Annotated in this window: 27 protein-coding genes; 12 read left to right on the forward strand and 15 right to left on the reverse strand. The window is 62.5% G+C overall.

What is annotated here, in order from left to right:
* Positions 1 to 29 precede the first annotated feature (29 nt).
* From rplQ to AC2FML_RS18055, 11 genes are all read left to right on the forward strand, one after another.
* On the forward strand, positions 30 to 455 hold the full coding sequence (rplQ, locus tag AC2FML_RS18005) for a 50S ribosomal protein L17 (protein ID WP_093965383.1): 426 nt from the start codon (positions 30 to 32) through the stop codon (positions 453 to 455).
* A gap of 171 nt (positions 456 to 626) precedes the next feature.
* Positions 627 to 2,012, forward strand: a complete 1,386-nt coding sequence (locus tag AC2FML_RS18010) for a trypsin-like peptidase domain-containing protein (protein ID WP_170368008.1) — start codon at positions 627 to 629, stop codon at positions 2,010 to 2,012.
* A 4-nt stretch (positions 2,013 to 2,016) separates the two neighbouring features.
* The gene (locus AC2FML_RS18015; RefSeq protein WP_496784001.1) at positions 2,017 to 3,330 is read left to right on the forward strand and encodes a replication-associated recombination protein A; all 1,314 of its coding nucleotides are present in this window, start codon (positions 2,017 to 2,019) and stop codon (positions 3,328 to 3,330) included.
* Between the two features lie 96 nt (positions 3,331 to 3,426).
* Positions 3,427 to 4,233: a crotonase/enoyl-CoA hydratase family protein gene (locus tag AC2FML_RS18020; RefSeq protein ID WP_496784002.1), complete on the forward strand. Its 807-nt coding sequence runs from the start codon at positions 3,427 to 3,429 to the stop codon at positions 4,231 to 4,233.
* Between the two features lie 133 nt (positions 4,234 to 4,366).
* Positions 4,367 to 5,410: an RluA family pseudouridine synthase gene (locus tag AC2FML_RS18025; protein ID WP_170421968.1), complete on the forward strand. Its 1,044-nt coding sequence runs from the start codon at positions 4,367 to 4,369 to the stop codon at positions 5,408 to 5,410.
* Complete coding sequence (locus AC2FML_RS18030; protein ID WP_496784003.1) at positions 5,407 to 6,078, forward strand: HAD-IA family hydrolase; 672 nt, start codon at positions 5,407 to 5,409, stop codon at positions 6,076 to 6,078. Before AC2FML_RS18025 ends, AC2FML_RS18030 begins: the two co-directional genes overlap by 4 nt.
* Before the next feature lie 4 nt (positions 6,079 to 6,082).
* A complete protein-coding gene (locus AC2FML_RS18035) occupies positions 6,083 to 6,790 on the forward strand; it encodes an ATP12 family chaperone protein (RefSeq protein ID WP_496784004.1) in 708 nt (235 codons plus the stop codon).
* Positions 6,791 to 7,000: 210 nt separating this feature from the next.
* Positions 7,001 to 8,017, forward strand: a complete 1,017-nt coding sequence (locus AC2FML_RS18040) for an amino acid ABC transporter substrate-binding protein (protein WP_093965393.1) — start codon at positions 7,001 to 7,003, stop codon at positions 8,015 to 8,017.
* 126 nt (positions 8,018 to 8,143) lie between these two features.
* On the forward strand, positions 8,144 to 9,376 hold the full coding sequence (locus AC2FML_RS18045; RefSeq protein ID WP_170361668.1) for an amino acid ABC transporter permease: 1,233 nt from the start codon (positions 8,144 to 8,146) through the stop codon (positions 9,374 to 9,376).
* 3 nt (positions 9,377 to 9,379) lie between these two features.
* On the forward strand, positions 9,380 to 10,678 hold the full coding sequence (locus AC2FML_RS18050; RefSeq protein WP_170342939.1) for an amino acid ABC transporter permease: 1,299 nt from the start codon (positions 9,380 to 9,382) through the stop codon (positions 10,676 to 10,678).
* Positions 10,679 to 10,690: 12 nt separating this feature from the next.
* A complete protein-coding gene (locus AC2FML_RS18055; RefSeq protein WP_170361666.1) occupies positions 10,691 to 11,482 on the forward strand; it encodes an amino acid ABC transporter ATP-binding protein in 792 nt (263 codons plus the stop codon).
* A 49-nt stretch (positions 11,483 to 11,531) separates the two neighbouring features.
* Here the strand turns inward: AC2FML_RS18055 and AC2FML_RS18060 are convergent, their stop codons facing one another.
* From AC2FML_RS18060 to rpmH, 15 genes are all read right to left on the reverse strand, one after another.
* Complete coding sequence (locus AC2FML_RS18060; RefSeq protein ID WP_170361664.1) at positions 11,532 to 12,029, reverse strand: SixA phosphatase family protein; 498 nt, start codon at positions 12,027 to 12,029, stop codon at positions 11,532 to 11,534.
* Positions 12,026 to 12,739 carry a ferredoxin gene (locus tag AC2FML_RS18065; RefSeq protein WP_496784005.1) on the reverse strand — a complete coding sequence of 238 codons (714 nt, stop codon included), beginning with the start codon at positions 12,737 to 12,739 and terminating at the stop codon, positions 12,026 to 12,028. The genes AC2FML_RS18060 and AC2FML_RS18065 overlap by 4 nt, the downstream gene beginning before the upstream one ends.
* Complete coding sequence (locus AC2FML_RS18070) at positions 12,676 to 13,470, reverse strand: sterol desaturase family protein (protein WP_496784030.1); 795 nt, start codon at positions 13,468 to 13,470, stop codon at positions 12,676 to 12,678. The genes AC2FML_RS18065 and AC2FML_RS18070 overlap by 64 nt, the downstream gene beginning before the upstream one ends.
* A 52-nt stretch (positions 13,471 to 13,522) precedes the next feature.
* Positions 13,523 to 14,386: an acetylglutamate kinase gene (gene argB / locus AC2FML_RS18075; RefSeq protein ID WP_170361663.1), complete on the reverse strand. Its 864-nt coding sequence runs from the start codon at positions 14,384 to 14,386 to the stop codon at positions 13,523 to 13,525.
* 155 nt (positions 14,387 to 14,541) lie between these two features.
* Positions 14,542 to 15,945 carry a PepSY-associated TM helix domain-containing protein gene (locus AC2FML_RS18080; protein WP_496784006.1) on the reverse strand — a complete coding sequence of 468 codons (1,404 nt, stop codon included), beginning with the start codon at positions 15,943 to 15,945 and terminating at the stop codon, positions 14,542 to 14,544.
* A 66-nt stretch (positions 15,946 to 16,011) separates the two neighbouring features.
* Positions 16,012 to 16,368 (reverse strand): DUF2946 family protein, encoded by a 357-nt coding sequence (locus tag AC2FML_RS18085; protein WP_254437162.1) that lies wholly within the window; start codon positions 16,366 to 16,368, stop codon positions 16,012 to 16,014.
* 8 nt (positions 16,369 to 16,376) lie between these two features.
* On the reverse strand, positions 16,377 to 17,030 hold the full coding sequence (gene yihA, locus AC2FML_RS18090) for a ribosome biogenesis GTP-binding protein YihA/YsxC (RefSeq protein WP_480729226.1): 654 nt from the start codon (positions 17,028 to 17,030) through the stop codon (positions 16,377 to 16,379).
* On the reverse strand, positions 17,027 to 17,764 hold the full coding sequence (locus tag AC2FML_RS18095; protein ID WP_170368027.1) for an MOSC domain-containing protein: 738 nt from the start codon (positions 17,762 to 17,764) through the stop codon (positions 17,027 to 17,029). Before AC2FML_RS18095 ends, yihA begins: the two co-directional genes overlap by 4 nt.
* Complete coding sequence (gene yidC / locus AC2FML_RS18100; protein WP_496784007.1) at positions 17,761 to 19,587, reverse strand: membrane protein insertase YidC; 1,827 nt, start codon at positions 19,585 to 19,587, stop codon at positions 17,761 to 17,763. The genes AC2FML_RS18095 and yidC overlap by 4 nt, the downstream gene beginning before the upstream one ends.
* Positions 19,588 to 19,703: 116 nt before the next feature.
* Complete coding sequence (locus AC2FML_RS18105; protein ID WP_496784008.1) at positions 19,704 to 21,254, reverse strand: putative bifunctional diguanylate cyclase/phosphodiesterase; 1,551 nt, start codon at positions 21,252 to 21,254, stop codon at positions 19,704 to 19,706.
* Between the two features lie 68 nt (positions 21,255 to 21,322).
* Positions 21,323 to 22,216, reverse strand: coding sequence for a tRNA 2-thiocytidine(32) synthetase TtcA (gene ttcA / locus AC2FML_RS18110; RefSeq protein WP_496784009.1), 894 nt, complete (start codon positions 22,214 to 22,216; stop codon positions 21,323 to 21,325).
* Between the two features lie 42 nt (positions 22,217 to 22,258).
* A complete protein-coding gene (locus AC2FML_RS18115; protein WP_496784010.1) occupies positions 22,259 to 23,881 on the reverse strand; it encodes an acyl-CoA dehydrogenase family protein in 1,623 nt (540 codons plus the stop codon).
* A 78-nt stretch (positions 23,882 to 23,959) separates the two neighbouring features.
* Complete coding sequence (gene yidD / locus AC2FML_RS18120) at positions 23,960 to 24,199, reverse strand: membrane protein insertion efficiency factor YidD (protein WP_496735488.1); 240 nt, start codon at positions 24,197 to 24,199, stop codon at positions 23,960 to 23,962.
* Positions 24,196 to 24,618: a ribonuclease P protein component gene (rnpA, locus tag AC2FML_RS18125; RefSeq protein ID WP_496735487.1), complete on the reverse strand. Its 423-nt coding sequence runs from the start codon at positions 24,616 to 24,618 to the stop codon at positions 24,196 to 24,198. Before rnpA ends, yidD begins: the two co-directional genes overlap by 4 nt.
* A 26-nt stretch (positions 24,619 to 24,644) precedes the next feature.
* Positions 24,645 to 24,779, reverse strand: coding sequence for a 50S ribosomal protein L34 (gene rpmH, locus AC2FML_RS18130; protein ID WP_005980833.1), 135 nt, complete (start codon positions 24,777 to 24,779; stop codon positions 24,645 to 24,647).
* 295 nt (positions 24,780 to 25,074) lie between these two features.
* Between rpmH and AC2FML_RS18135 the strand changes: the two genes are divergently transcribed.
* The gene (locus AC2FML_RS18135) at positions 25,075 to 25,806 is read left to right on the forward strand and encodes a TVP38/TMEM64 family protein (RefSeq protein WP_170436567.1); all 732 of its coding nucleotides are present in this window, start codon (positions 25,075 to 25,077) and stop codon (positions 25,804 to 25,806) included.
* Positions 25,807 to 25,809: the final 3 nt, after the last annotated feature.

Raw genomic sequence — 25,809 nt, forward strand, 5'->3', positions numbered from 1 at the left:
AAGCAAAACGCGAAAGAAGGAATTGAAAAATGCGTCACGCACGTGGTTACCGCCGCCTGAACCGTACTCATGAGCACCGCAAGGCCCTGTTCTCGAACATGGCCGGCTCACTGATCGAGCACGAACAGATCAAGACGACTCTGCCCAAGGCAAAAGAACTGCGCCCGATCGTTGAAAAACTGATCACCCTGGGCAAGCGCGGCGACCTGCACGCCCGCCGTCAGGCCGCAGCTCAGCTGAAGGAAGACAAGGACGTCGCCAAGCTGTTCGAGGTTCTGGGCCCGCGCTACAAGGACCGTCAGGGCGGCTATGTCCGTATCCTGAAAGCTGGCTTCCGCTATGGCGACATGGCTCCGATGGCGATCATCGAATTCGTTGATCGTGACATCGACGCCAAAGGCGCAGCCGACAAGGCCCGCGTCGCCGCTGAAGAAGTGGACGTTGACGAAGAATAAGAACCGGCTGCATTGCCGTTTCATGGCCCCTGTCCGGATATCCCGGTCAGGGGCTTTTTCTTATGGATCGCCACGCTTGCGGCGGACATGGCAGCGGTAAGGTTTCGCGTGCTCTATTGCATTCGCGTGCCGACCTCCGCATATCTTCGGCGGATGATGAACGGAGCTGTCATGATACGCACGATCCTGGCCGTATGCCTGATGACACTGGCCACCCATGCCGGTGCCGAGACACGGGTTCCTCAGTCACAGGTCGAGATTTCCATGGGTTTTGCCCCGGTGGTCAAAAAGGCTGCCCCGGCGGTGGTGAACATCTATGCCAAGATCGTCCGGCCTGGGCGCAGCAGCCCGATTTTCACGGATCCGTTCTTTCGCGACTTTTTCGGCGGTGGGTTCGGTGCACCGCGGCCGCGGGTTCAAAACTCGCTGGGGTCGGGCGTCATCCTGACCGAGGACGGCTATGTCGTCTCGAACTATCACGTTGTCGGGACCGCGACCGAGATCCGGGTCGTGACCACGGATCGTCGCGAGTTCCAGGCCGAGGTCGTTCTGGGCGACGAGGAAAGCGACATCGCCATCCTGCGCCTGCAGGATGCCCAAGGACTGCCGTTTCTGCGTCTGCGGGATTCTGACCATGTCGAGGTGGGGGAACTGGCTCTGGCCATCGGCAACCCGTTCGGCGTCGGGCAGACCGTGTCGTCTGGCATCATCTCGGGGTTGGCGCGGTCTGGCACCGCCACCGGCAATGCACGGGGCTATTTCATCCAGACAGACGCGCCCATCAACCCGGGCAATTCCGGTGGCGCCCTGATCGACGTGAATGGTGACCTGATCGGCATCAACACCTCGATCCTGACGCGGTCGGGTGGGTCCAATGGGATTGGCTTCGCCATTCCGGCCAATCTGGTCGCAGAGTTTCTGCGGCAGGCCCAGGAAGGAAACGAAGGTTTCGTCAGCCCTTGGGCAGGTATGGCCGGACAGACCATGAGCGCCGACATCGCCGAATCCCTTGGGCTTTCGTTGCCGCAGGGAGTTGTGATCTCGGACCTCCATCCGCTCAGCCCGTTGGCCGAGGCCGGGTTGCGGGTTGGCGATATCGTGACCCATGTGGATGGCGAGGAGGTGAATTCTCCGGCTGAGATGAAGTTCCGCATGTCTGTGGCGGGTGTTGGTGGGACATCCGTTCTGACCCGGCTCCGCGGCAGCGAACGTGCTGAGGTCGCCGTCGATCTGGTGCCAGCGCCCGAGACGCCTCCGGCCGAGGAAACCACTCTGGACGATCGCACGGTTCTTCCGGGAATGACGGTTGCGCGCATCAACCCGGCAATGATTGCCAAGATGGGTCTGCTGCTGTCGCAGACCGGTGTGGTCGTGGTCGACCCCGGCCCCTATGGCGCGCGGGCCGGGTTGCGGCCCGGCGATGTCATCAATGCCGTGAACGGGCGAAAGGCTGAACGCCCGCGTGACGTCGTTCGGGCGCTGCGCGATCCGGGTCGGCGGGTGCAGATCGACCTGGTGCGCGGCGGCAAACCCGTGTCGTTGCGGTTCAGGCTATGACGGCATGAGTGACCTGTTCGACACCGAAGACCAGGCCTCGGAACCGGCCCCGAACCGCCCGCTGGCCGACCGCCTGCGGCCCCAGGCGCTGTCCGAGGTGATCGGGCAGCAACAGGTTCTGGGCCCCGAGGCGCCGCTGGGGGTGATGCTGGCGTCGGGCAGCCTGTCCAGCCTGATCTTCTGGGGGCCACCGGGGGTGGGCAAAACCACCATCGCGCGACTGCTGGCCAAGGAAACCGACCTGCATTTCGAACAGATCAGCGCGATCTTCACCGGTGTTCCTGACCTCAAGAAGGTGTTCGAGGCCGCCAAGTTGCGGCGGCGGAACGGCAAGGGGACGCTGTTGTTCGTGGACGAGATCCATCGCTTCAACAAGGCCCAGCAAGACGGGTTCCTGCCGCATATGGAGGACGGGACGATCCTTCTGGTGGGCGCGACCACCGAAAACCCCTCGTTCGAGTTGAACGCCGCCGTGCTCAGCCGCGCGCAGGTGCTGGTGCTGGAACGGCTGGATCTGGCCGATCTGGAACGCCTGACACAGCGTGCCGAAAAAGAGCTGGGCAAGGCGTTGCCCCTGACACCCGCGGCGCGGGACGCGTTGCAGGAAATGGCGGATGGAGACGGCCGGGCGCTGTTGAACCTGATCGAACAGATCGCGGCCTGGTCGGTGGACGCGCCGCTGGACCCCGACGCGCTGGCCAAGCGCCTGATGCGCCGCGCCGCGAAATACGACAAGTCGGGGGACGAACACTACAATCTGATCTCGGCGCTGCACAAATCGGTGCGCGGGTCCGACCCGGATGCGGCGCTGTACTGGTTCGCCCGGATGCTGACTGGGGGCGAAGATCCGCGATACTTGGCCCGCCGCATCACCCGAATGGCGGTCGAGGATATCGGCCTGGCCGATCCGCAGGCCCAGTCGATCTGCCTGCATGCGTGGGAAGTTTACGAGCGGCTCGGGTCGCCCGAGGGTGAGTTGGCGCTGGCGCAGGCGGTCGTGTATCTGGCGCTGGCGCCCAAATCCAACGGGGCCTATGTGGGCTACAAGGCCGCGATGCGCTTGGCCAAGCAATCGGGCAGCGAGCCGCCGCCCAAACACATCCTGAACGCGCCGACCGGGTTGATGAAGGATCAGGGCTACGGCGCGGGCTATGCCTATGACCACGATGCCGAGGACGGGTTCTCGGGGCAGAACTACTTTCCCGAGACCATGAAACGCCCGGTCCTGTACCAGCCGGTCGAACGCGGGTTCGAGCGCGAGTTGAAAAAGCGTCTGGACTACTTTTCGAAACTGCGCAGTCAACGCAAGGGGTCGTGACGCAAGGTCAGATCAGGCCGTGCCGTCGCGTTTTGCGCGACACTCAAGGCGGGCCCGGGTTTCCCTGAGGTAACATGCCGCCAGGGAGGAGCGCAGATGACCGTTTCCATCGACAAGACAGACGATGTGTGGACCATCATCCACGACCGGTCCCAGGCCAGAAACGCCGTGGATGCCGAACATGCAGCCGCCTTGGCCGAGGCCTTCATTGCCTTCGAGGACAGCGCGGCCAAAGCCGCCGTGTTCTGGGGCAAAGGCGGTAATTTCTGCGCGGGCTGGGATCTCAAGATGGCGGCCACGCTGTCTGACCCGGACCTGCGCGAGCCGTATTTCGACAAGCACGCCTTTCCGATCGGCGCGGCGCCGTCGTTGCTGGGGCCGATGGGCCCATCGCGGCTGGAGCTGTCAAAGCCGGTCATCGGCGCAATCGAGGGTGCCGCAGTGGCCGGCGGCATGGAACTGGCCCTGTGGTGCGACATCCGGGTGATGGCCGAGGACGCCTATATGGGCGTCTATTGCCGCCGCTGGGGGATCACGCTGATGGATGGCGGTTCGGTGCGGCTGCCGCGGCTGGTCGGGCAGGGCAAGGCGCTCGAGATCGCGCTGACAGGGCGCAAGGTCAAGGCTGACGAGTGCGAACGGATCGGACTTGCCGAGAAAATCGTGCCGCAGGGTGAAACCCGAATGGCGGCTGAAGCGATGGCGCAAGAGATTGCCCGGTTCCCGCAGGAGGCCGTCCGCGCCGACCGCCGCTCGATCATCGAAACCCGGGGGATGCCGATGCACGAGGCGTTGAAGGTCGAATGGGCCAACGGGCTGGACGCCATCCGCCGCGAGGGCACATCCGGCGCGGCTCGGTTCCGCGATGGGGCCGGGCGGCACGGGGATTTCACTGATATCTGAGCGGCCTTGGCCCCCGAACCCGTCAGCCTGCTTGACTCTTGCCTTGCGGCGCGCGACAGACGCGGATGTTTTCTGAGGCACTGACACGGGCGATTTTCCGGGCGCGCAGCATCCGGTCGCAAGGGGTATTGGCATGAGCGGCGTACAGATGATCACGGTCGAGCCGGGCGACGGCGACCAGCGGTTGGACCGCTGGTTGCGGCGCCTGTTCCCGCATGTCAGCCAGGGCCGGATCGAAAAGATGTGCCGCAAGGGTGAACTGCGCGTGGACGGCGGCCGGGTCAAGGGCTCGACCCGCTTGCAGGCGGGGCAGGTGGTGCGCGTGCCGCCCCTGCCGGACCCGGATCACAAACCGGCCCCGGCCCGCCCCCGCGTGACGGATGCCGATGCGAAAATGATCCAGTCCTGCGTGATCTATCGCGACGACCACGTGCTGGCACTGAACAAGCCCCATGGCCTGCCCGTTCAGGGCGGCAGCGGCCAGGCCCGGCATGTGGACGGCCTCGCCGAGGCGCTGCGTTTTGGCTATGACGAGAACCCGCGGCTGGTGCACCGGCTCGACAAGGACACCTCGGGCGTTCTGCTGATGGCGCGTACGCGCGAAGCGGCCAAGGGGCTGACCGCGGCCTTCCGGCATCGCAACACGCGCAAGATCTATTGGGCGCTGGTGGCTGGTGTGCCGACCCCGTATCTGGGCGAGATCAAGACCGGGCTGGTCAAGGCCCCGGGCCATGGCAAGCAGGGCGAGGGCGAAAAGATGATCGCCGTCCACCTGAACGAGATCGACAGCACGCCGGGTGCCAAACGGGCCCATACGCTTTATGCCACGCTGTATCGGGTGGCGGGGCGCGCATCTTGGGTCGCGATGGAGCCTGTCACCGGCCGCACGCACCAGCTGCGCGCGCATATGGCGGCCATCGGGCACCCGATCGTCGGCGATGGTAAATATGGCGGCTCGGGTCAGGAAAACCTGGGCGACGGCTGGGGCGCACAGTTGGGCGGGGTCATCAGCAAAAAGCTGCATCTGCACGCCCGAACCGCGTCGTTCAAGCATCCGATGATCGGCAAGCAGGTCACGATCAACGCTCCGTTGCCTCCGCACATGAAGGACAGCTGGGATACTTTGGGCTGGACCGAAGATCTGGCCGCCGAGGACCCGTTCGAGGAGTTGCAATGACCGCGCCTCTGCGCCTGGTTCTGTTCGATGTCGACGGGACGCTGGTGGACAGCCAGGCCAGCATCGTGTCAGCCATGACCGCCAGTTTTCAGGCTCTGTCCCTTCCGGTGCCAGATCGCGCGGCGATCCTGTCGATCGTGGGGCTGTCCTTGCCGATTGCAATCGCACGCCTCGCGCCGGATCAGTCGCAGGCAACTCAACACCGGTTGGTCGAGGGTTACAAAGAGGCGTATCACGCTCATCGGCTTGAGATGGGGGCGGCAAGTTCTCCGCTCTATCCCGGCGCGCGCGAGGTTATCGGATCGTTGCAGGCCGTGCCCGAGATCCTTCTTGGCGTGGCGACGGGTAAATCGCAGCGGGGGTTGGATGCCTTGCTCGAGGCGCACGGTTTGGATTCGGTCTTCGTTACCCGTCAGGTGGCGGACTATCATCCATCCAAGCCGCATCCCTCGATGATCGAAACGGCGCTTTTAGAAACAGGGGTTTCGGCCGGTGATGCGGTGATGATCGGCGACACCAGCTTTGACATGGAAATGGCGCGGGCCGCCGGGGTTGCGGGGATCGGTGTGGGCTGGGGCTATCATGATCGGTCGCAGCTGGCTGCGGCGTCCGCGGTGATCGACCGGTTCGAGCAGTTGCCTGGCGTCCTGACCGAAGTCTGGGGATAACGACATGAGTGAGTGGAAACCGAAACGCTTTTGGACAGCCAGTGCCGTGGTCGCGACCGATGGCGGCTATACCGTCGAGTTGGACGGCCGCCGGGTACGGACACCGGCCAAGGCTGCTCTGGTCCTGCCCACCCGGGCCATGGCCGAGGCGGTGGCCCGCGAATGGGACGCGCAGGAAAAGGAAATCGATCCGGCGGCGATGCCCTTCACCCGCTCGGCCAACGCGGCAATCGACAAGGTGCAGCATCAGCACGCGGAAGTGGCCGACATGTTGTCGGACTATGGCGATTCGGACCTGCTCTGCTATCGCGCAACCCACCCCGAAGCCCTGATCGAACGTCAGCGCCGCGAATGGGATCCCGCGCTGGACTGGGCCGCGGAAACGCTGGGCGCCAGACTGATCCCGGTCGAAGGCGTCCGGCATCAGCCTCAGGCCCCCGAGGCGCTGGATCGGCTGCGTCGGCAGGTTCACGACCTGGACGCGTTCCGTCTGGCGGCGTTTCACGACCTTGTGAGTCTGTCGGGTTCGTTGATTCTGGGTTTTGCCGCTGCCCAAAACTGGCGCAACCCGGAGGAGATATGGCGCATTTCTCGGCTGGATGAATCGTGGCAGGCCGAGCAATGGGGGGATGACGACGAGGCGGTCCAAGCCGCCGAACTGAAGAAGATCGCCTTTTTGCACGCGAAAACCTTCTACGATCTATCGGTTTGAGCCTTTCTGGTCCTGATTTGAGAGGCTTGGGCAGTTGCCTTGCCGGGAACATATCGTTTTCACTGATCCGACCCTTGACGTTTGTTTATGAATGCGCCCAAACTCGGGCGCACTAAAGGGGAGACACCTTTGGGGTAACCTATCCGGCTACCTTTGTGTGTCGGACAAGATCCGTCCCGGGATGGGGCGGGAAATCAGGAAGAGGTAAAAATGAAAAAATCCGTAATCTTGGGCGCGGCGACGATTGCCGGTCTTGCTGCCGGCGCGGCCGCGGCAGGAACCATGGACGACGTCAAAGCGCGCGGCAAGCTTAACTGCGGTGTGACCACCGGTCTGGTTGGCTTTGCTGCACCTGACGCGAATGGCGAATGGCAGGGCTTTGACGTTGCTGTATGCCGCGCAGTAGCCGCCGCCGTTCTGGGTGACGCGAACGCTGTTGAATTCGTTCCCACCACCGGCAAGACCCGCTTCACCGCTCTGGCTTCGGGCGAAGTTGACATGCTGGCCCGTAACACCACCTGGACCTTCAGCCGCGACGTCGACCTGAAGTTCGAATTCGTGGGTGTGAACTACTACGACGGTCAGGGCTTCATGGTTCCCAAGGCACTGGGCGTCAGCTCGGCCAAGGAACTGGACGGCGCCACTGTCTGCATCCAGACCGGCACCACCACCGAGCTGAACCTGGCGGACTTCTTCCGCTCGAACAACATCAGCTACGAGCCGGTTCCGATCGAAACCAACGCCGAAGCGCAGCAGCAGTACCTGGCAGGTGCCTGTGACGTTTACACCACCGACGCTTCGGGCCTGGCCGCAACCCGCGCCACGTTCGAAAACCCCGGTGATCACGTTCTGCTGCCCGAAATCATCTCGAAAGAGCCGCTGGGTCCGCTGGTCCGTCACGGCGACAACGAGTGGGGCGACATCGTTCGCTGGACCCTGAACGCTCTGATCTCGGCCGAAGAGCTGGGCATCACCTCGGCGAACATCGACGAGATGGCTGCAGGTACCGAGAACCCGGAAATCAACCGTCTGCTGGGTAGCGAAGGCACCCTGGGCGAGATGCTGGGCCTGGACGCACAGTGGGCCATGCGCGCCGTCAAGGCGGGTGGTAACTACGGCGAAGTGTTTGCCAAGAACATCGGTGAGGAAACCCCGATCGGTCTGGCACGCGGTCTGAACGCACAGTGGACCGATGGTGGCCTGCTGTACTCGCCGCCGTTCCGCTAAAATCCACGGAAAAGGGCGCAGGGCAACCTGCGCCCTTTTTTGCAAAACAGAATGCTACGGGCTGCTCGGGAGCGGGGAAAACCCTGCCGGGAAGGAAGCGTCCGAAAAGCACGGGGATCCCAAAATATGTCGACTATGACTGACCCACCGAAGGCTGACTTTCGGTTGTCGATGCTCATAAACGATACACGCTATCGCTCTCTTACATTTCAGGTGATCGCGGCAATCGTTATTGCGCTCAGCATCTGGTATCTTGGTAACAACCTGATCCAGAACCTTAGGGCCGCAGGGCTCAACATTTCTTATTCTTTCCTGGGCGATCCGTCCGGGTATGACATCAACCAACGTTTGATCGAATATGACAGCCAGTCCTCGCATGGGCGTGCGGCTGTCGTCGGCATTCTCAACACGCTTTTGGTTGCATTCCTGGCTTGTATCACTGCGACGGTGTTTGGCGTGATCGCAGGCGTTTTGCGCCTGTCAAACAACTGGCTCGTATCCAAGCTGATGGCGGTCTACGTGGAAATCTTCCGGAATATTCCGGTTCTGATCTGGATCATCATCATCTTCACGATCATGACAGCCGTGCTGCCGGGACCGAGGGAGTTCCGCGGCGATAACCCAACATCCAGCATGCTGTTCGACCTGTTCGCCTTTACCAACCGTGGCGTCTATGTCCCGCGCCCCGAGTTTGCGAATGGGCTGTTCGGTTCGACCTTTCTGAATTGGCTGCTGGTCATCGCGGTTTTGGTCGCTTCCTGGTTTGCGTCTCGTGAAATTGAGAAACGCGCCACGCTCAAACAGGAACAGACGGGCGAGCGTCCAAAGACTGGCCTTGTGAAGCTTGCAGTTTGGCTTGTGCCTTTTGCGCTGCTGATGATTTTGATGGGCCTGACCTGGGATGTCCCCGCGCTGAAAGGTTTCAACTTCAGCGGTGGTATCAAGGTCGGCGGTCCGCTGATCGCATTGTGGTTCGCTTTGTCGATCTATACCGGCGCCTTCATCGCAGAAAACGTACGTGCGGGTATTCAGGCGATTTCAAAAGGTCAGACCGAGGCTGCGGCCGCGCTGGGCCTGCGTCCCGGTCGGATCATGAATCTTGTGATCCTGCCTCAGGCGCTGCGGGTCATCATCCCGCCGTTGATCTCGCAATATCTGAACATCACCAAGAACTCGTCTCTGGCGATTGCAGTCGGCTATGCGGATATCACCGCAACGCTGGGTGGCATCACGCTGAACCAAACCGGTCGCGCGATCGAGTGCGTCTTGCTGCTGATGCTGTTCTATCTGACAGCCTCGCTGCTGATTTCGATGGCGATGAACATCTACAACGCATCCGTCAAGTTGAAGGAGCGCTGAGCCATGGCTGATCAAACAACAAATCCGATCGCATTTGTGGCCGACGGCACCATTCCTCCGTCGCCTCCGCCGGCAAACCAGACGGGTATCGTCAAATGGCTGCGCGAGAACCTGTTCTCGGGCGTCACAAACACGATCCTCACCCTTCTGTCGATTCTGCTGATCTATGTGCTTCTCAAGAACACCTTGCCGTGGATTCTGAACGGCGTTTGGAATGCGGACTCGCTGGCGCAATGCCGCGAGATTCTGGACGGCAAGACCGGGGCCTGTTTCGCAGTTCTGACCGAGCGCTGGCATCAACTGATCTACGGTTTCAAATATCCAGTAGAAGCGTATTGGCGCCCGAACTTGGCGTTTGTGCTGATGCTGGTCGCTGTGGCACCTGTTCTGTTCTTCGACCTGCCTCGTAAGTTGCTGCTGTTTACAGCGCTCTACCCGTTTATCGCTTTCTGGCTGATTTGGGGTGGAACCATCATGGTGCCCATCGTGGCTCTGCTGGGCTGTGTCGCGGCAGGCGTGGTGTTCCAGAAATTTGGCCGCAACAGCTTTGCAGCCGGGTTCTTTGGGGCCATTGTCGTGGCGCTGGTCGTGTGGAATGTCGGCGGGGCACTAATTCCCGAAGACGCCAACGAAGGTGCGCTGCTGACTGCGGTGCCCAGCCGTGACCTGGGTGGTTTTATGCTGAACCTGATGCTGGGCGTGACCTGTGTGTCACTGTCCTTGCCCCTAGGTATTGCACTGGCTCTGGGTCGTCAGTCCGATATGCCGCTGATCAAGTGGGTTTGCGTCATCTTCATCGAATTCATCCGTGGCGTGCCTTTGATCACGCTGCTGTTCGTGGCTTCGGTGATGCTGGCTTATTTCTTCCCGCCTGACAGCACGGTCGACCTGTTCCTGCGCGTCGTGATCATGATCACCATGTTCTCTGCCGCCTACATCGCCGAGGTGATCCGCGGCGGTCTGGCGGCGCTTCCGCGCGGTCAGTATGAGGCAGCAGACAGTCTGGGTCTGGACTACCCGCAGGCGATGCGTCTGATCATCCTGCCGCAGGCCTTGAAGATCTCAATCCCTGGTATCGTGAACGTGGCCGTTGGTCTGTTCAAAGATACAACGCTGGTTTCGGTCATCTCGATGTTCGATCTGGTGGGCATGATCCGGGGTCCCATCCTGGCGTCGACCGAATGGAACGGCGTCTATTGGGAGCTTCTGGGTTTTGCCGCGCTTCTGTTCTTCGTCGTCTGCTACGGCATCTCTCAATATTCCCAGTGGCTCGAGCGTCGCCTTGCCACGGACCATCACTAAGGAGTTCAACACATGTCTGAACTTGCAATCGACCGCGAAATTGACCGCTCTAAAATGCAGGTGAGCGACGAGGTCGCCATCGAAATCACCAACATGAACAAGTGGTACGGGTCCTTCCACGTGCTGCGCGACATCAATCTGACCGTCAATCAGGGCGAGCGGATCGTGATCGCGGGGCCGTCGGGGTCGGGCAAATCCACTCTGATCCGCTGCCTGAACGCGCTGGAAGAACACCAGCAGGGCAAGATCGTGGTGGACGGCACCGAGTTGTCGAACGATCTGAAGAACATCGACAAGATCCGGTCCGAGGTTGGCATGGTGTTCCAGCACTTCAACCTGTTCCCGCATCTGACCATTCTGGAGAACTGCACGCTGGCCCCGATCTGGGTGCGTAAAACGCCCAAGAAAGAGGCCGAAGAGCGCGCGATGCATTTCCTTGAGAAGGTGAAGATCCCCGATCAGGCGTTGAAGTATCCGGGACAGCTGTCCGGTGGTCAGCAACAGCGTGTGGCGATTGCCCGCTCGCTGTGCATGATGCCGCGGATCATGTTGTTCGACGAGCCGACATCGGCGTTGGACCCCGAGATGATCAAAGAGGTGCTCGACACGATGATCGAGCTGGCCGAGGAAGGCATGACCATGCTCTGCGTGACGCACGAGATGGGCTTTGCCCGCCAGGTGGCGAACCGGGTGATCTTCATGGATGCCGGTCAGATCGTTGAACAGAACGAGCCGGAAGAGTTCTTCAACAACCCGCAGAGCGAACGCACCAAGCTGTTCCTCAGCCAGATTCTGGGTCACTGAGGCGGGTTGAAAGCGACGTTGGAAAGGGCGGGATCACCCCGCCCTTTTTTCATTCCAGCAACGCGCGCGGCGTGACGAATTCGATCACCTGGCCGCCGTGCCAACCTATTCCGGACCAGTCCGACAGATCAAAACGAAGAACCGTGGTCGCACAGGTCGGATAGTCGAGGAACCGCGGGTGCTTCGGTGCAAACTGAGCAATACGTTCCGCGAATTCCGCGATCCCCGGATTGTGGCCCAGCAGCAGGACCGTTTGACCCGTTGCTCTGTACAGCGCCTGCCGGATCTGATCGGGCGAGGCATGATAGAGTTCGGAGAGGAACCGGATGTTGGACGCACTCAGCCCCATCCGAAGCCAGGTCTCGCGCGTGCGTTCGGATGAAGAACTCAGGACCTCGTCTGGCAAGTACCCCTTGCGCCGCAGCCAATCGCCGATGGCAGATGCCGAAGCTCGGCCGCGCTTGTTCAACGGTCGGTCATGATCGGGCAGGCCGGGATGGTCCCAACTGGATTTTGCGTGGCGGGTCAGGATAAGCGTGCAGGTCATTCCGGGTGAAAGGCTTTCATGTGATGGGCGGATTGCTCGACCCGACGTCCGGCCCCCGCGCTGAGCGGACAGGCCAGCCGGGCCGCGCATCCCTGTGTCTTGCAGGCCTGACCAGGCGGAGTTCTCAAGTAGCCGTGGCAGGCGTCGACGTCGTAGAACGTCTTGGCGTTCAAGGCCCCGACCGGGCAGGCCGATGCGCAGGGCGCAGGGCAATTGATACATGGTGACGGGTTGACTGCGACGGGAATGTCGAACTCGTGATCAAAATGCAGGGCCCCACGGAATGAAATCATCATTCCCACCGTGTCGTGCACCAGCGCGCCCACCGGGCTTTGAAACGTACGTCCCGATTTCAACGCCCAATCTATGAATGGCGAATACGGGGGGCCGCCGAACGGATACCACGCCTGGGCGCCCAGGTTTTCCGCAAGGGTGCCGACCACTCGGAGCGACCAACGGTCGACCGGGTCCGGCTTGCCGTCCAACCACTCGGCCGAAGCGGTAAGGACCGGCCAAAAGCTGCTGCCTGCCCCGAGCAGAATAAGCGTGCCACTATCCAACTGTTTGGCGCCACTCACCCGCGGGTGTTGCGCGCCCATGACGATCAGGCCCGCGGCCTCGGATGTGGGCACCACTTGATCATAGGTCACTTGCGTCGAAACGGCAGAGCGAGGCTCCACCCCAGCTTCGTCGGTCGATCGTCCTGCCATTCAAGCCCCACCGTCATGTCGTCGTGGCCGGCCTCGGGCTGTGCCACATACGTCCCCATCAAACGATCCCAGATGGATAATGCAAAGCCATAATTGCTGTCATGTTCCCTGCGCAGCACCGAATGGTGGACCCGGTGCATGTCCGGTGTGACCAGTATTCGGCGCATGGCGGCATCCACGGCGGCGGGCAGACGGATGTTCGAATGGTTGAACAAAGCCGTGCCGTTCAGCAGGACTTCGAACAGGATGACCGCCAGCGTGCTGGGCCCCAGCAGGTAGACGAGACCGATCTTCAAACCCATCGACAAGGCGATCTCGACCGGATGAAAGCGAACGGCCGTAGTGACATCCATATCCCGGTCGGCATGGTGCACACGATGAAGACGCCACAGGATCGGCACCTTGTGGGTGATCAGATGTTGCGCCCAGATGGCGAAATCCAGCACCAGGACACAAAGGGTGACCTCGACCCATTTGGGCCAGTCCAGAGCGTTGAAAACTCCGACGCCCAACCGGCCGGCATCCAAGGCGGCCCCGACGGCCAGCAAAGGGAACCCGATCGCCATCGCCCGCAGTGTCAGTGTGTTCAAAAGGGTGACCGACAGGTTGGTCAGCCAGCGGCGCGATCGAGGCACGCGTAGCGGGCGGCGCGGGGCAAGCCTTTCGGCCAATGCGAAGGCCAGAAACAGCGTCAGAAAGATGCCCAAGCGGATGATGAGTTCACGCTCCATGCATTCAAATTTAAGCATGTGAATGTGAACTGCAAGGGCGGGCTTGCTCGCTTCAGTCGGGGCGGATCAGAGACCCCGCACCATGTTCGGTGAACAATTCCAGTAGCACGGCATTGGGGGCACGGCCGTCTAGAATGACCACGGCGCGCACGCCGCTGTGCAGCGCGTCCAGCGCGGTTTCGGTCTTAGGGATCATACCGCCGGCAATGGTGCCGTCGCGGGTCATTTCCCGGATCTGGCCCGCCTTCAGTTCGGTCACGACCTCTCCGGCGGCGTTCTTGACGCCCGATACGTCGGTCAGCAGCAGCAGGCGGTCGGCCTTCAGCGCCGAGGCAATCGCTCCGGCAGCGGTATCACCGTTCACGTTGAACGTCTCGCCATTGCGGCCCGCCCCCAGCGGGGCGATCACCGGGATCACGTCATGCGAGAACAGATCATGCAGGATCTTGGGGTTCATTTCGGCGGGCGTGCCGACATAGCCCAGCGACGCATCGGTCTGCTCACAGGTCATCAGGTTGGCATCCTTGCCCGACAGGCCGACGGCCGTTCCACCCTGGGCATTGATGGCCTGCACGATGCGCTTGTTGACCACGCCGGACAAAACCATCTCGACCACTTCGACCGTGGCGGCATCGGTGACGCGCTTGCCGTTCACGAAGTCCGACTGGATGTCCAGCTTGTCCAGCATCGCGTTGATCATCGGCCCGCCGCCATGCACGACCACCGGGTTCACGCCGACCTGACGCATCAGCACCACGTCGCGGGCAAAGCTCTCCATCGCTTCGTCGCTGCCCATGGCGTGCCCGCCCAGCTTGATCACGACGATTGCCCCGTCATAGCGCTGCAGATAGGGCAGGGCGCTGTTGAGCGTGGCGGCGGTGGCTATCCAATCCCGGTTCATGTCCTGTTTCTTCATGGCTGTCGTCCCTCTGGCCTTCCCTGTTAGGGCCTTTGGCCGGACCTGCCAAGCCCGGAACGGGTAGGCCGCAGGTTTTGTTGCGTGGCGCGCCAAAAGGGGGACGCTGTCGCGCCACGCAGACGGGCGGACCACAGGGGCACCGCCCGAACCGGTCAACTGAATGCGCGCCGAACCGCGGGGATGTTGCTGACCACCAGCAGGTCGACGGCCAGCACCGCAAGCAGCGTCAGCCCGACCAGCGGAAAGGCCATGGCCGTGAACAGCCCGACCAGCACCGCGCCCTTCCACAGGGGCATCTCAGACGGCATCGGCGGCGCCGCCAGACGGCTGGCGCCGGAGGGCCGCCGCTTGATCCACATGACCACGCCGGACACGCAGACAAAGATCACCGACAGGCAGAACACCACGTTCAGGACAAAGTTCCACAGACCCGCCAGACCCATATGCAGCGGAATGCCCACCGCCATTGCCTTGCCTATCAGCGAGTAGTCCTGAAACCGCACGTCGGCCAGGATCTTGCCGGTGTACTGGTCGACATGGACGGTGCGGTCTTCGGTGGCGTCGGTCGAATCGCCGCTCATGCTGTCGCGGTTCAGGGTCCAGACGCCCGTGTCGCCGTTGGGATAGGCGACGCGGAACCGGTTCTGCGTGCCCAGGGACTCACCCAGCGCAACCATCGCATCAATATTGACCGCAACGCCCGCAGGTACGCCGGCAACGCCTGCCTCCGAACCCGAAGCCGGCATCGGTGTCTGTTCCAGTGCCCAGGGCACGTCGTTCTGGCTGCCGTGGTTCATGCTGGCATGCAAATCGTCCGACAGTGGGACATTGTCCCATTTCTCGGCCGGAAAGCTGCTCCAGGCCTGCACGAACTTGCCGCCCCAGATCCCGGTCCAAGACATGCCCGAAATCAGGAACCCGACCAGCAGAAGCGACATCCAGAACCCGGTGACCGCGTGCAGCGATTTCCACAGGGCCCGGCCCCGCGCCCGCAGTTCGGGCACCAGGGCCGACACCACGTTGCCGCGCGGCCACCACATGTAAAGGCCGGTGAACACCAGCAGCAGCGCCATCCCGGCCGCGATTTCCAGAATGCGATCGCCGGTATCGCCCATCAGCAGGGTGGAGTGGATGTTGTCGGCCAGATCGTACCACCCCGCGCGACGGTCCCAGACCTGGATCACCTCGCCGGAATACTGGTCGATCGCCACCATGCGCTGGCCGGTTTCGGCCTTGACTCGGAACACGGTTGCCAGATCCGGCGCTTTGGGGCCGATCCATTCGACTACGCGGCCCGGAACGCGGGCCTGCACTAGATCGGCCAGTTCGGATGCGGGCATCGCCTGGCCCGTGATCTCGACTGCGATCTTTTCTCCGTCGCGGCCATCGGCTTGGGTAATGAACATCATCATCAGGCCGGTCACTGCCAGGATGATCAGGAAGGGGACAACAAAAAGCCCCGCATAGAAGTGCCACCGCCAGGCGGCCCTATAGAATTTTTGCGCGTGCTCGCGCCGGGCCGCCTGCGCGACCCCGGTTTGGCGGTCTTGTGCCATTTCAGTCTCCAGAAATTCGGAACATCCCCGGCCGGGCGGCCGAGGTTTCAGGTCTTGTTCGCGGATTCAGGAGACGTGGGGCGGACCCCGGGCATCATACCGGGCGTGGAACCCGGCGCTGCGATGAGTGAAATCCACATGCGCCCAACGCGCGGCAATCGGCCAGTCGGCAGGCAGTACCGTTCCCACTTCGGCCAATTGGCCTGCCAGAACAATCCCGCCATAGGGGCAGGCGCTGCGTTCGTCTGTGTCGTTGTGGTCCGGGGCGTCCTCGCCCGGGTCGATCCAGCGCTCGACCGGGCCGTCGCCGGTGCAGATCACCATCAGAATCGCCCCGTCCGAGTTGCGCGTGGGCATCCAGCCCATCGGGATTGCACCGGATACCATCACGGCAACCAGCGTCAGCACCGAAATGACGCGCATCAGCAGCATCATTCCAGATTGGCGATGATCGAACGCAGCGTCGGGATGCCGTCGCCCTTCTCGGACGAGGTCAGCACGATCTCGGGATAGGCAGCGGGGTGTTTGGACAGGGCGCCCCGCACCTGTTCCAGAATCTTTTCGCGGTCCTTGGCCTTGACCTTGTCGGCCTTGGTCATCACGCATTGAAAGGTCACGGCGCTGGTGTCCAGCAGCTTCATGATCTCGTCATCCACGGGTTTCACGCCGTGGCGGGAATCGATCAGCACGAAGGCCCGGCGCAGGGTCTGCCGCCCGCTCAGATACTGTTTCAGAAGGCGTTGCCATTTCTCGACCACCTTGACCGGCGCATTGGCATAGCCATAGCCGGGCAGGTCAACCAGATACAGGTCGGGGCCCTGGGTGAAGAAGTTGATCTCTTGCGTGCGGCCCGGCGTGTTCGAGGCGCGGGCCAACCCCTTGGTGCCGGTCAGAGCGTTGATCAGGCTGGATTTACCCACGTTCGACCGGCCGGCGAAACAGACCTCAAGCCGGTCGGGGGCGGGCAGGCCGTTCATCGCCACCACGCCCTTGACGAACTCGGACGGTCCGGCAAACAGCTTGCGGCCGGCCTCTTTTGCCTGCTCGTCGGGATCGGCCGCCAGGGGAAATGGCAGAGCTGTCATAGAACCTGCACCTTGTCTCCGGGGCGGATCGTGCCTTGGCGAATGACTTCGGCGTATACTCCGAAATCCTGATGGTCCCAGCTGCGCAGAGCGCCTAGCGTATCCGCGTCCCGCACTCCGGTGTCGGGGTTCGCAGTCGTTGCCATGCAGCGCGTAATCCGTTCGCGCACGTGAAATACGGCCTCGCCGATCTGCACATCCTTATCCAGCCAATCGAATTCTTCCCAAAGAGGAAGGCCATCGAACCAGATGTTGCCACGCCAGCGGCAAATCGACAGTTCGCGGCCCAGACGCTGCTCGACCGCCCGGTGCGAGGCTATGTTGCACAGGCTGACCGAGGGATAGTCACTGTCGGTCATACCACGGCCGGGAACCCGGACGATCCGTGCAGATGCGGCGCGGTCGGTGGGCATCAGCGGGCGGACCCACTCCAGAAACAGGTCTTGTTCTGTGTCCGGGCGAAAGATCAGTTCGGGCCGATCCGGGTGGCTGAGGGTCACGCGATCCCCGTCCAGAACGGCCGATATCGCCATCAGCTGGGGCGCCTTCGAGCCGCGGCTGAAATTGGCGCAGGGCGCCCACTCGGATCCGTCGGCCTTGGACATCTCATGCGCCACCGCCCAAACGCGATCCCCGGGCATGGTCTGCCCGGGGATAACGGTGACTTCCTGCAGGGATTCTCTGCCATGGCTTTTGATCGGATGGCGCCAGATCTGCGTGACTTGCCCGGTCATTTCTTGTCCGTCTTGGGGGTTTTCTTGAACCCCGACTTGATGTTGCCAAACACATCCGGCGTATAGCCCTGGCTGCGCATGATCAGGTATTGCTGGGTGAACGTGATGGTGTTGTTTGCGATCCAGTAAACGACCAGCCCGCTGGCAAAGCTGCCCAGCATGAACATGAATACCCATGGCATCCAGGCAAAGATCATGGCCTGGGTCGCGTCGGTGGGCGCCGGGTTCAGCTTTTGCTGCAGCCACATCGAGATCCCCAGCAGCAGCGGTAGGATGCCGATGAAAATCGTCGCCATCAGCGTGCCCGGCTCAGGTCCGGCCCACGGCAGCCAGCCGAAGAAGTTGATGATCGAGGTCGGATCCGGCGCACTCAGGTCCCGGAAAGGACCGAACCAGGGGGCTTGCCGAAGTTCGATGGTGACGAAAATCACCTTGTAGAGAGAAAAGAAGATCGGGATCTGCAGCAGGATCGGTAGACAGCCGGCGGCCGGGTTGACCTTTTCCTTTTTGTACAGCTCCATCATGCCCTGCTGCATCTTCTGACGGTCGTCGCCGGCAGCTTCTTTCAGGGCTTCCATCTGTGGCTGCAATTCCTTCATCTTCGCCATCGAGACGTAGGATTTGAACGCCAGCGGGAACAGGATTGCCTTGATGATCAGGGTCAGCCCGATGATCGACCAACCCATGTTGCCGATCAGGGCGTTGATGTTGTGCAGCAGCCAGAAGATCGGCTTGGTCAGGAAGAAGAACCAACCCCAGTCAATGCTGTCGATAAACTTCTGAACGCCCTGGGCCTGATATTCGCGGATGGTCTCCCATTCCTTGGCCCCGGCAAACAGCCGGGTGGTAACCTCGGCGGATTCGCCAGGGGCAACCGTCATCGTCGGCAACACCGTTTCGGCCTGGTAGATCTTCCGACGCGCGTCATATTTCGCGGCCGCCTTGAAAGCCGACCCCGGATCGGGGATCAGCGTGGTCATCCAATAATGGTCGGTAAAGCCGATCCAGCCGTTTTCCTTGACCTGATAGACCTCGGCCTGTGCCCGTTCGTTGGGGTCGATGTCAAAATCGCGGACATCGCCATAGTCGACCTCGGACAGGGTCCCGTCGGCCATGCCGATCACACCTTCATGCAGGATGAAGAAGTTCTTCAACCCCGGCAGATCGCCATCCTCGCCGATGCCGTGGCGGGCCAGAATGCCGTATGGGGCCATTCCGACCTCGGCTCCGGTGCCGTTTTCGACGGATTGGGTCACGGTGAACATGTAATCCGCATCCACACCGATCGTGCGGCGGAATGTCAGGCCCGCGCCATTTTCCCATTTCAGGGTTATGGGGCTGTCTACCGACAGGGTCTCGCCCTGTTCCAGCGTCCAGATGGTATTCGGGCCCGGCACGTCCGAGCCAGCCAATCCGGCACCGGGCGCCCACCCGTAGAGGGCGTAATAGGCCGAATTGGACCCAACGGGCGACAGCAGTTCGACGATCGGAGCGCCTTCGTCGATCGAGACCTTGTAGTCTTTCAGATACAGTTCGTCGATCCGTCCACCCGAAAGCGACAGGCTACCCGACAGACGCGGCGTGTCGATTTGGATCCGCGGCGCGGTGGCTTCCGGCAGGGTTTCCTCTGCGGTGGCGGTTGCCTCGCCGACAGTCGTGCTTCCGGCGCTGGGCGTCTGAACCTCTTCCCCCTCCGAGGCGCTGATTTCAGCCTGCTCAGGCGTTGTGGTCGGTTCCGGTGGGGGGAACAGCACAAACCAGACCAGGATCACAAGGAAACTAAGCGCGGTTGCAAGGATGAGATTCTTGTTCTGATCGTCCATCTGGGACAGCCACCTTGAGCAGTGAAAGACACCGCAGGGTTCAACAGAGTGCAGCCCAAAAGGTCAAGCGGAATCGCCCCGGAAATCGTGAGTGTAGGGCAATCCAGTCCCCGAAATCAGGATTTCCGGCCCATTTCGCGGCCAATCCGCGGTGCGCCTTCCAGTTTCGCGCGGCGGTCCTTGATCCAGTCGAGCGTATGCTCGACCGGCATCGGCTTGCCGATCCCAAACCCCTGGACATGGTGACACCCCAATTGCGCCATCAGCGCGTGCTCGCCGGGGGTTTCCACCCCCTCGGCCAGGGTTTCAAGGTTCAACCTCTCGGCCATCATCAGAATGGCGCTGACCATTTTCTGCTGGGACGGATCCCGGTCCGCGTTGGACACGAAAGACCGGTCGATCTTGATGCGGGAGACATCAAAGCGTTTGATCGACGAAAATGATGCGTGACCAGTGCCGAAATCGTCCAGATCGATGCAACAGCCGAGCTTGGACAACTGGGTCACGTTGCGGGTGATGACATCATCGGGGCGGCGCGAAAAAACGGTTTCAAGGATTTCCACGGCCAGCCGGTCCGGCGAAAGGTCGAACTGGTCCAACTCCCATCGCACCCGGTCAACAAGTGAGGGGTCCCGCAATTCGTCCGACGAAAAGTTGATGCCGATCCGAGGAATGACGGCACCAGCGCAGTCCCAGTCACGCATCGCGCGAAAGGCTTGGTGGCGGATCGTCTGGCCCAGCTTGGGCATCAGCTTGGCCTGTTCGGCAAAAGGCAGAAACACCTGCGGCCCGACAACTCCCTTGGAAGGGTGTTCCCATCGAGCAAGGGCCTCAAACCCGGTGATGTCGCCGGTGTCCGTTGAAACCTGTGGCTGAAACCAAGGGCGAATCTGACCGGTTTCCAGCGCGGTCTCCAACTCCTTGCGAAAATTGATATGGACGACTGATCTGCGTCGCGTGGCCTCGGAGTAGGCGCGGATCGTGGAAGGCCCGTTCCGCTGTGCTTCGGCCAGCGCGGCCCGAGCGGCCTCGATCCAGCTGTCCGGCGCTTCATCGGCAACGGCAGAGTGCAGGCAAAATCCAGCAGAGCAGGACAGATAGAGGCTGGCATTGTCCAAAGGGATCGGTTCCTCCACCGTGCTTTGTATGCGTCCCGAGGTTTGGATGCAGCTTTCCAGGTCCAGATGCCGTGAGGGGCGCAACCCGATCAGGAACGTGTTTCTAGATAGGCGTGTTGCAATATCCTCGCTTCGGATCACCGCCAGAATGCGGTCGCAGAAGCGCCCTGCCACATAGTCGGCTGCCGCAGTGCCGTGCAGCTCTTCGACATCGTCGAAATCATCAAGTGACACAACGATGCAGGCTGAATCCTCTCCGGTTGCCCGCGATGTGCTGTGCAGGTACTCCATCTCGGCGTAGAAGGCATCACGTGGCAACAGTCCCCTGGGCCGCATGTGCGTCGCCGAACCAAGACCTGCACCCGGTTGAAGCCGTTGGGCAGCCGAAAACAACAAGGGCAGCCCCAGGGCGACAACGACCAATGCCGTGTCGCCGCCCAGCCAGAAAGCAGCCAAGCACAATGCGGGCACGAATGCCAGAACTTGCGGCATTGCCAGAACGGTCAGCAGAGCATTCTGAAAACTCTGGGGTGAGAACCTTTTCAGCATCGATTCCGGCCTTCCAATTGGGCGAACTGCGTCCAATCGGAGGCTAGGAAATCATTCTGAGTCAGACGTTAACGCAGAAGCGGAATTTCTTCCGAATTTTCGCCGTTTTTGTCGGGGTCCAGCATCAGGCCAGCAAAATCGAAAAGTTTCGAGTCCAGTAGGTGCGAAGGCCGGGCATTTGTCAGCGCACGGAACATCACTTGCCGGCGGCCGGGGCTGTTCTTTTCCCATTGGTCCAGAATCTGTTTGACCTGCTGTCGTTGCAGGCCGTCCTGACTGCCGCACAGGTCGCAAGGGATGATCGGATAGTTCATCGCCTTGGCGAATTTCTCGCAATCGGCCTCGGCCACATGGGCCAGCGGGCGATAGACGAACAGGTCGCCTTCTTCGTTCACCAGTTTCGGAGGCATGGTCGCCAGACGGCCGCCGTGGAACAGGTTCATGAAGAAGGTTTCCAGGATGTCATCGCGGTGATGCCCCAGCACCACGGCCGAGCACCCTTCCTCGCGCGCGATCCGGTACAGGTTGCCACGGCGCAGGCGCGAGCACAGTGCGCAATAGGTGCGGCCCTGCGGTACCTTGTCGACCACGATGGAGTAGGTGTCCTGATACTCGATCCGGAGCGGCACGCCCATGCGTTCCAGAAACTCGGGCAGCACGGTGGCCGGAAAGCCCGGCTGCCCCTGATCCAGATTGCAGGCCAGCAGGTCCACGGGCAGCAGGCCGCGCCATTTCAACTCGTACAGAACGGCCAGCAGGGTATAGCTGTCCTTGCCGCCCGACAGGCAGACCAGCCAGCGCGGCGGCTTGCCGTCCTTGTCGTGGGCCGACGGGTCAACCATGCCGTATTGCTCGATCGCCTCGCGCGTCTGGCGCACGATGCGTTTGCGCAGCTTCTTGAACTCGGTGGTCGAGGGCGCACCGGCAAACAGCGGATGGATATCGTCGGCTTCGTCGAACATGCGCAGCCCCTACCGCAGATGCGCCGACCGGGCAAGGCCCGCCTAGCCGGACAGCCGGCCCAGCAGGGCGTCAGTGTCCAGCCCCGAGACCGATCCGGGTACGCGCCCGCTTTCGCCCAGAACCCGGGTGGCGACGTATCCATCGGCCACCGCACCGGGCGCGTGGCGCAGCAGCAGTGCGGCGGTGAGCAGATGCGCGGTGGCCTCGGCGAACCAGCGGGCCTCGGCCTCGGGGGGCAGGGTCGGCCAACGGTCGCGATGCGCCTTCAGCGCGGCGTCATAGCGGCGGTCGGCTCCGGTTGCCGCGTCCAGTTCGGCCTGCACGGTCTGGGCGGCCAGCGGGTCGCGCGCAAGGCTGCGCAGAATGTCCAGGCAGATCACGTTGCCAGACCCCTCCCAGATGCCGTTCAGGGGCGCTTCGCGATAGATCATCGGCATCGGCGTGTCGTCGACATAGCCCATGCCGCCCAGCACCTCCATCGCCTCGACCGCAACGACGGGGCAGCGCTTGTTCGACAGGAACTTGGCAAGCGCCACCCCGATCCGGGCAAAGGCGCGGTCTTCGGCAGTGTCCCCGTCAAAGGCGCGGGCCACGCGCAGGCCGAGGGTCAGCGCGCCTTCCCAGTCCAGTACCAGATCGGCCAGAACGGCGCGCATCAGTGGCTGGTCGATCAGGCGGCGCTGAAAGGCGCTGCGATGGCTGACCCAGTGATGTGCTTCGGACAGGGCTGCGCGCATCAGGCCGGCGGGGGCCATCGCGGTGTCGAGCCGGGTGTGATGCACCATCTCGATGATCGTGCGCACGCCGGCCCCCTCATCCCCCAGCTGATAGGCCAGCGCGTCATGGAACTCGACCTCGGACGAGGCATTGGCGCGGTTGCCCAGCTTGTCCTTGAGGCGCATCAGATGGATGGCGTTGCGCTCGCCTTCCAGCCATCGGGGCAGCAGAAAACAGGTCAGGCCGCCCGGCGCCTGCGCCAGCGTGAGGAACCCGTCGGACATCGGGGCCGAGCAGAACCATTTGTGGCCGCGCAGCCGCCAGGCATCGCCGTCGCGGGTGGCCGTGGTGGTATTGGCGCGCACGTCCGAGCCGCCCTGTTTTTCGGTCATCGCCATGCCCAAGGTCGCCGAGCGTTTTTCTCTGATCGGGCGGGGGGCTGGGTCATAAGTGTCGGCGGTCAGTTTCGGGCGCCAGATTTCGGCCAGTTCGGGGTTGGCGGCCAGCGCCGGCACGGCGGCATAGGTCATGGTCAGCGGGCAGCAATGGCCCGGCTCGACCTGGCTGGCCAGATAGACCATCGCGGCATGGGTCGCGTGACCGCCCGGCGCTCCGTCCCAGGCAAGTGCGGCATAGCCTGCCGATTGGCTCAGATCCATCATGTGATGATAGGCCGGGTGGAACCGCACCTCGTCCAGACGGCGGCCGCCCCGGTCGAAGAGGCAGAGTTCGGGCGGGTGCAGGTTGGCGTCGCGCCCGGCGTCGCGCGTCTCGGCCCGGCCCAGAGCGGCCCCATAGGCGGCCAGCGAGGCCGCCCGCGCCCCGGCGCGCGTGGCGCAGTCCCTCAGAACCGGGTCCGAGGTCCACAGGTCAACGTCGTTGCGCTCGGGCGGTTGGTTCGTCACTTCATGCGTGGGCAGAGATTGGCGGGCGTTGGATCTGGACATGGGCGCCTCGGACGGTTGTTGCTGACACCGATGTTCAGCGGCGCACCCCCCTGGGGTCAAGCGTGACGGGGTGTCAGATCAGGGCGCGTCGGGTTTGTCGTCGGGCACCGGGTCATAGCCGTCGCCGCCCCAGGGGTGGCAGCGCCCGATGCGGCGCGCGGCCAGCCATGCGCCCTTGATCGGGCCGTGCTTTTCCAGCGCTTCCAGCGCATAGGCCGAGCAGGTCGGCTGATAGCGACAGTTGAACCCCACCCACGGGCTGAAGATCAGCCGGTAGGCCTGAATGGGCAGCGCGAGGATATGAGCAAGCAGGGTCATTTGCTTGGGCTGTGGATCTTGCGCAGGGCTTGGCGCAGATCGTCCAGCAAAGCGTCAAAGGGGCGGGCGGCGGTCACCTCGGCCCGTCCGATCAGGACGTAATCCCATCCGTCCCGGCCATGGTCCGGCAGAACGGCGCGGGCCGCCTCGCGCAGGCGGCGCTTGGCCCGGTTGCGGGCCACGGCATTGCCGACCTTTTTCGAGCAGGTGAAACCGACGCGAATGCCCTCGGCCTCATCCGGGGCGCGCTTGCGGGCCTGCACCATCATGGAAGGCGTGCCCTGTCTGCGCGCTCGAGCGGCCCTGAGGAAATCGCTGCGCTTGCGCAGTACCGACAGGGCAGGCGCGCAAACGGACGCCGCCGGGGGCATATCCCCGGGGTGGTCAGTGCCATCCACAGGGGCCTCCGGCGGCGTCATGTTCAAAACCTGAAAGGTCGCGCGGTTTATGCGCTCAGCGACTTGCGGCCGCGGGCACGGCGAGCGTTCAGGATCTTGCGGCCGGCCTTGGTGGCCATGCGCGCGCGGAAACCGTGGCGGCGTTTGCGAACCAGGTTCGAAGGCTGATAGGTGCGTTTCATCGCTCCGTCTCCAATCTTTGGCGGTCGGGTGCGGCGCGGATTCGCCTGCCCGTGGTGTTCGAAGCCCGTCCTCTACTGGGAACCGGCGGGCAAGTCAAACCCCATCGCATGGGTTTTCGTGCCTTTTGCAACAATTCTGTCGGGCGACCGGGCAAAAGTTTCAGAATCAGCCCGAGGATGGCGGATTTCTCACATTGAACCGGTGCGTGTTCAACCCGGCGTGAGGACCCTGTTGCACAGAGGGTCAAGTGCGCATCTTGTGGGGCAGATGAAGCATTCGAACCCGGACGACGAAATGACCGAAACCACCCAGGTGCCGCGCAGCGGGCTGGCACGACATATTCCCCTGATCGTGATCCTGACGGTTGCCGTCGTCGGCTTTTTTGCGCTGGGCGACTACCTGACCTTTGAAACCCTACGCGACAATCGCGAGGCGTTGTTGGCCTGGCGCGATGCCAATTACTGGTCGTTGGCGGGCGTTTTCATCCTGGTTTACGTCCTGATCGTCACCTTTTCTTTGCCCGGTGCGGCCGTGGCCTCGATGACGGGCGGGTTCCTGTTCGGGCTGTTCGCGGGCACCGTGTTCAACGTATTTGCCGCAACCGTGGGGGCCTCGGCGATCTTTCTGGCGGCCCGTTGGGGGTTGGGTGAGACGTTGACGGCGCGGCTGGAGGCTTCGGAAGGCACCGTCAAGCGAATCAAGGACGGGTTGCGCGAGAACGAGATCCCGGTGCTGTTCCTGATGCGGCTGGTGCCGGTGGTGCCGTTCTTCGTCGCCAATCTGGTGCCGGCGCTGGTGGGGGTAAAGTTCCGGAACTTTCTGCTGACCACGGCGCTGGGCATCATTCCGGGCGGCATCGTCTATACTTGGATCGGCGTCGGCCTGGGCGGCGTGTTCGACCGGGGCGAGACGCCAGACCTGTCGCTGCTGACCGAGCCGTTCGTGATCGGCCCGATACTGGGGCTGTGCGCGCTGGCGGCTCTGCCCATTCTTCTCAAACTCATTCGCGGCCGAAGGGGCCTTTGATCC

This window comes from Ruegeria sp. BHSC029 (genome assembly GCF_059613085.1).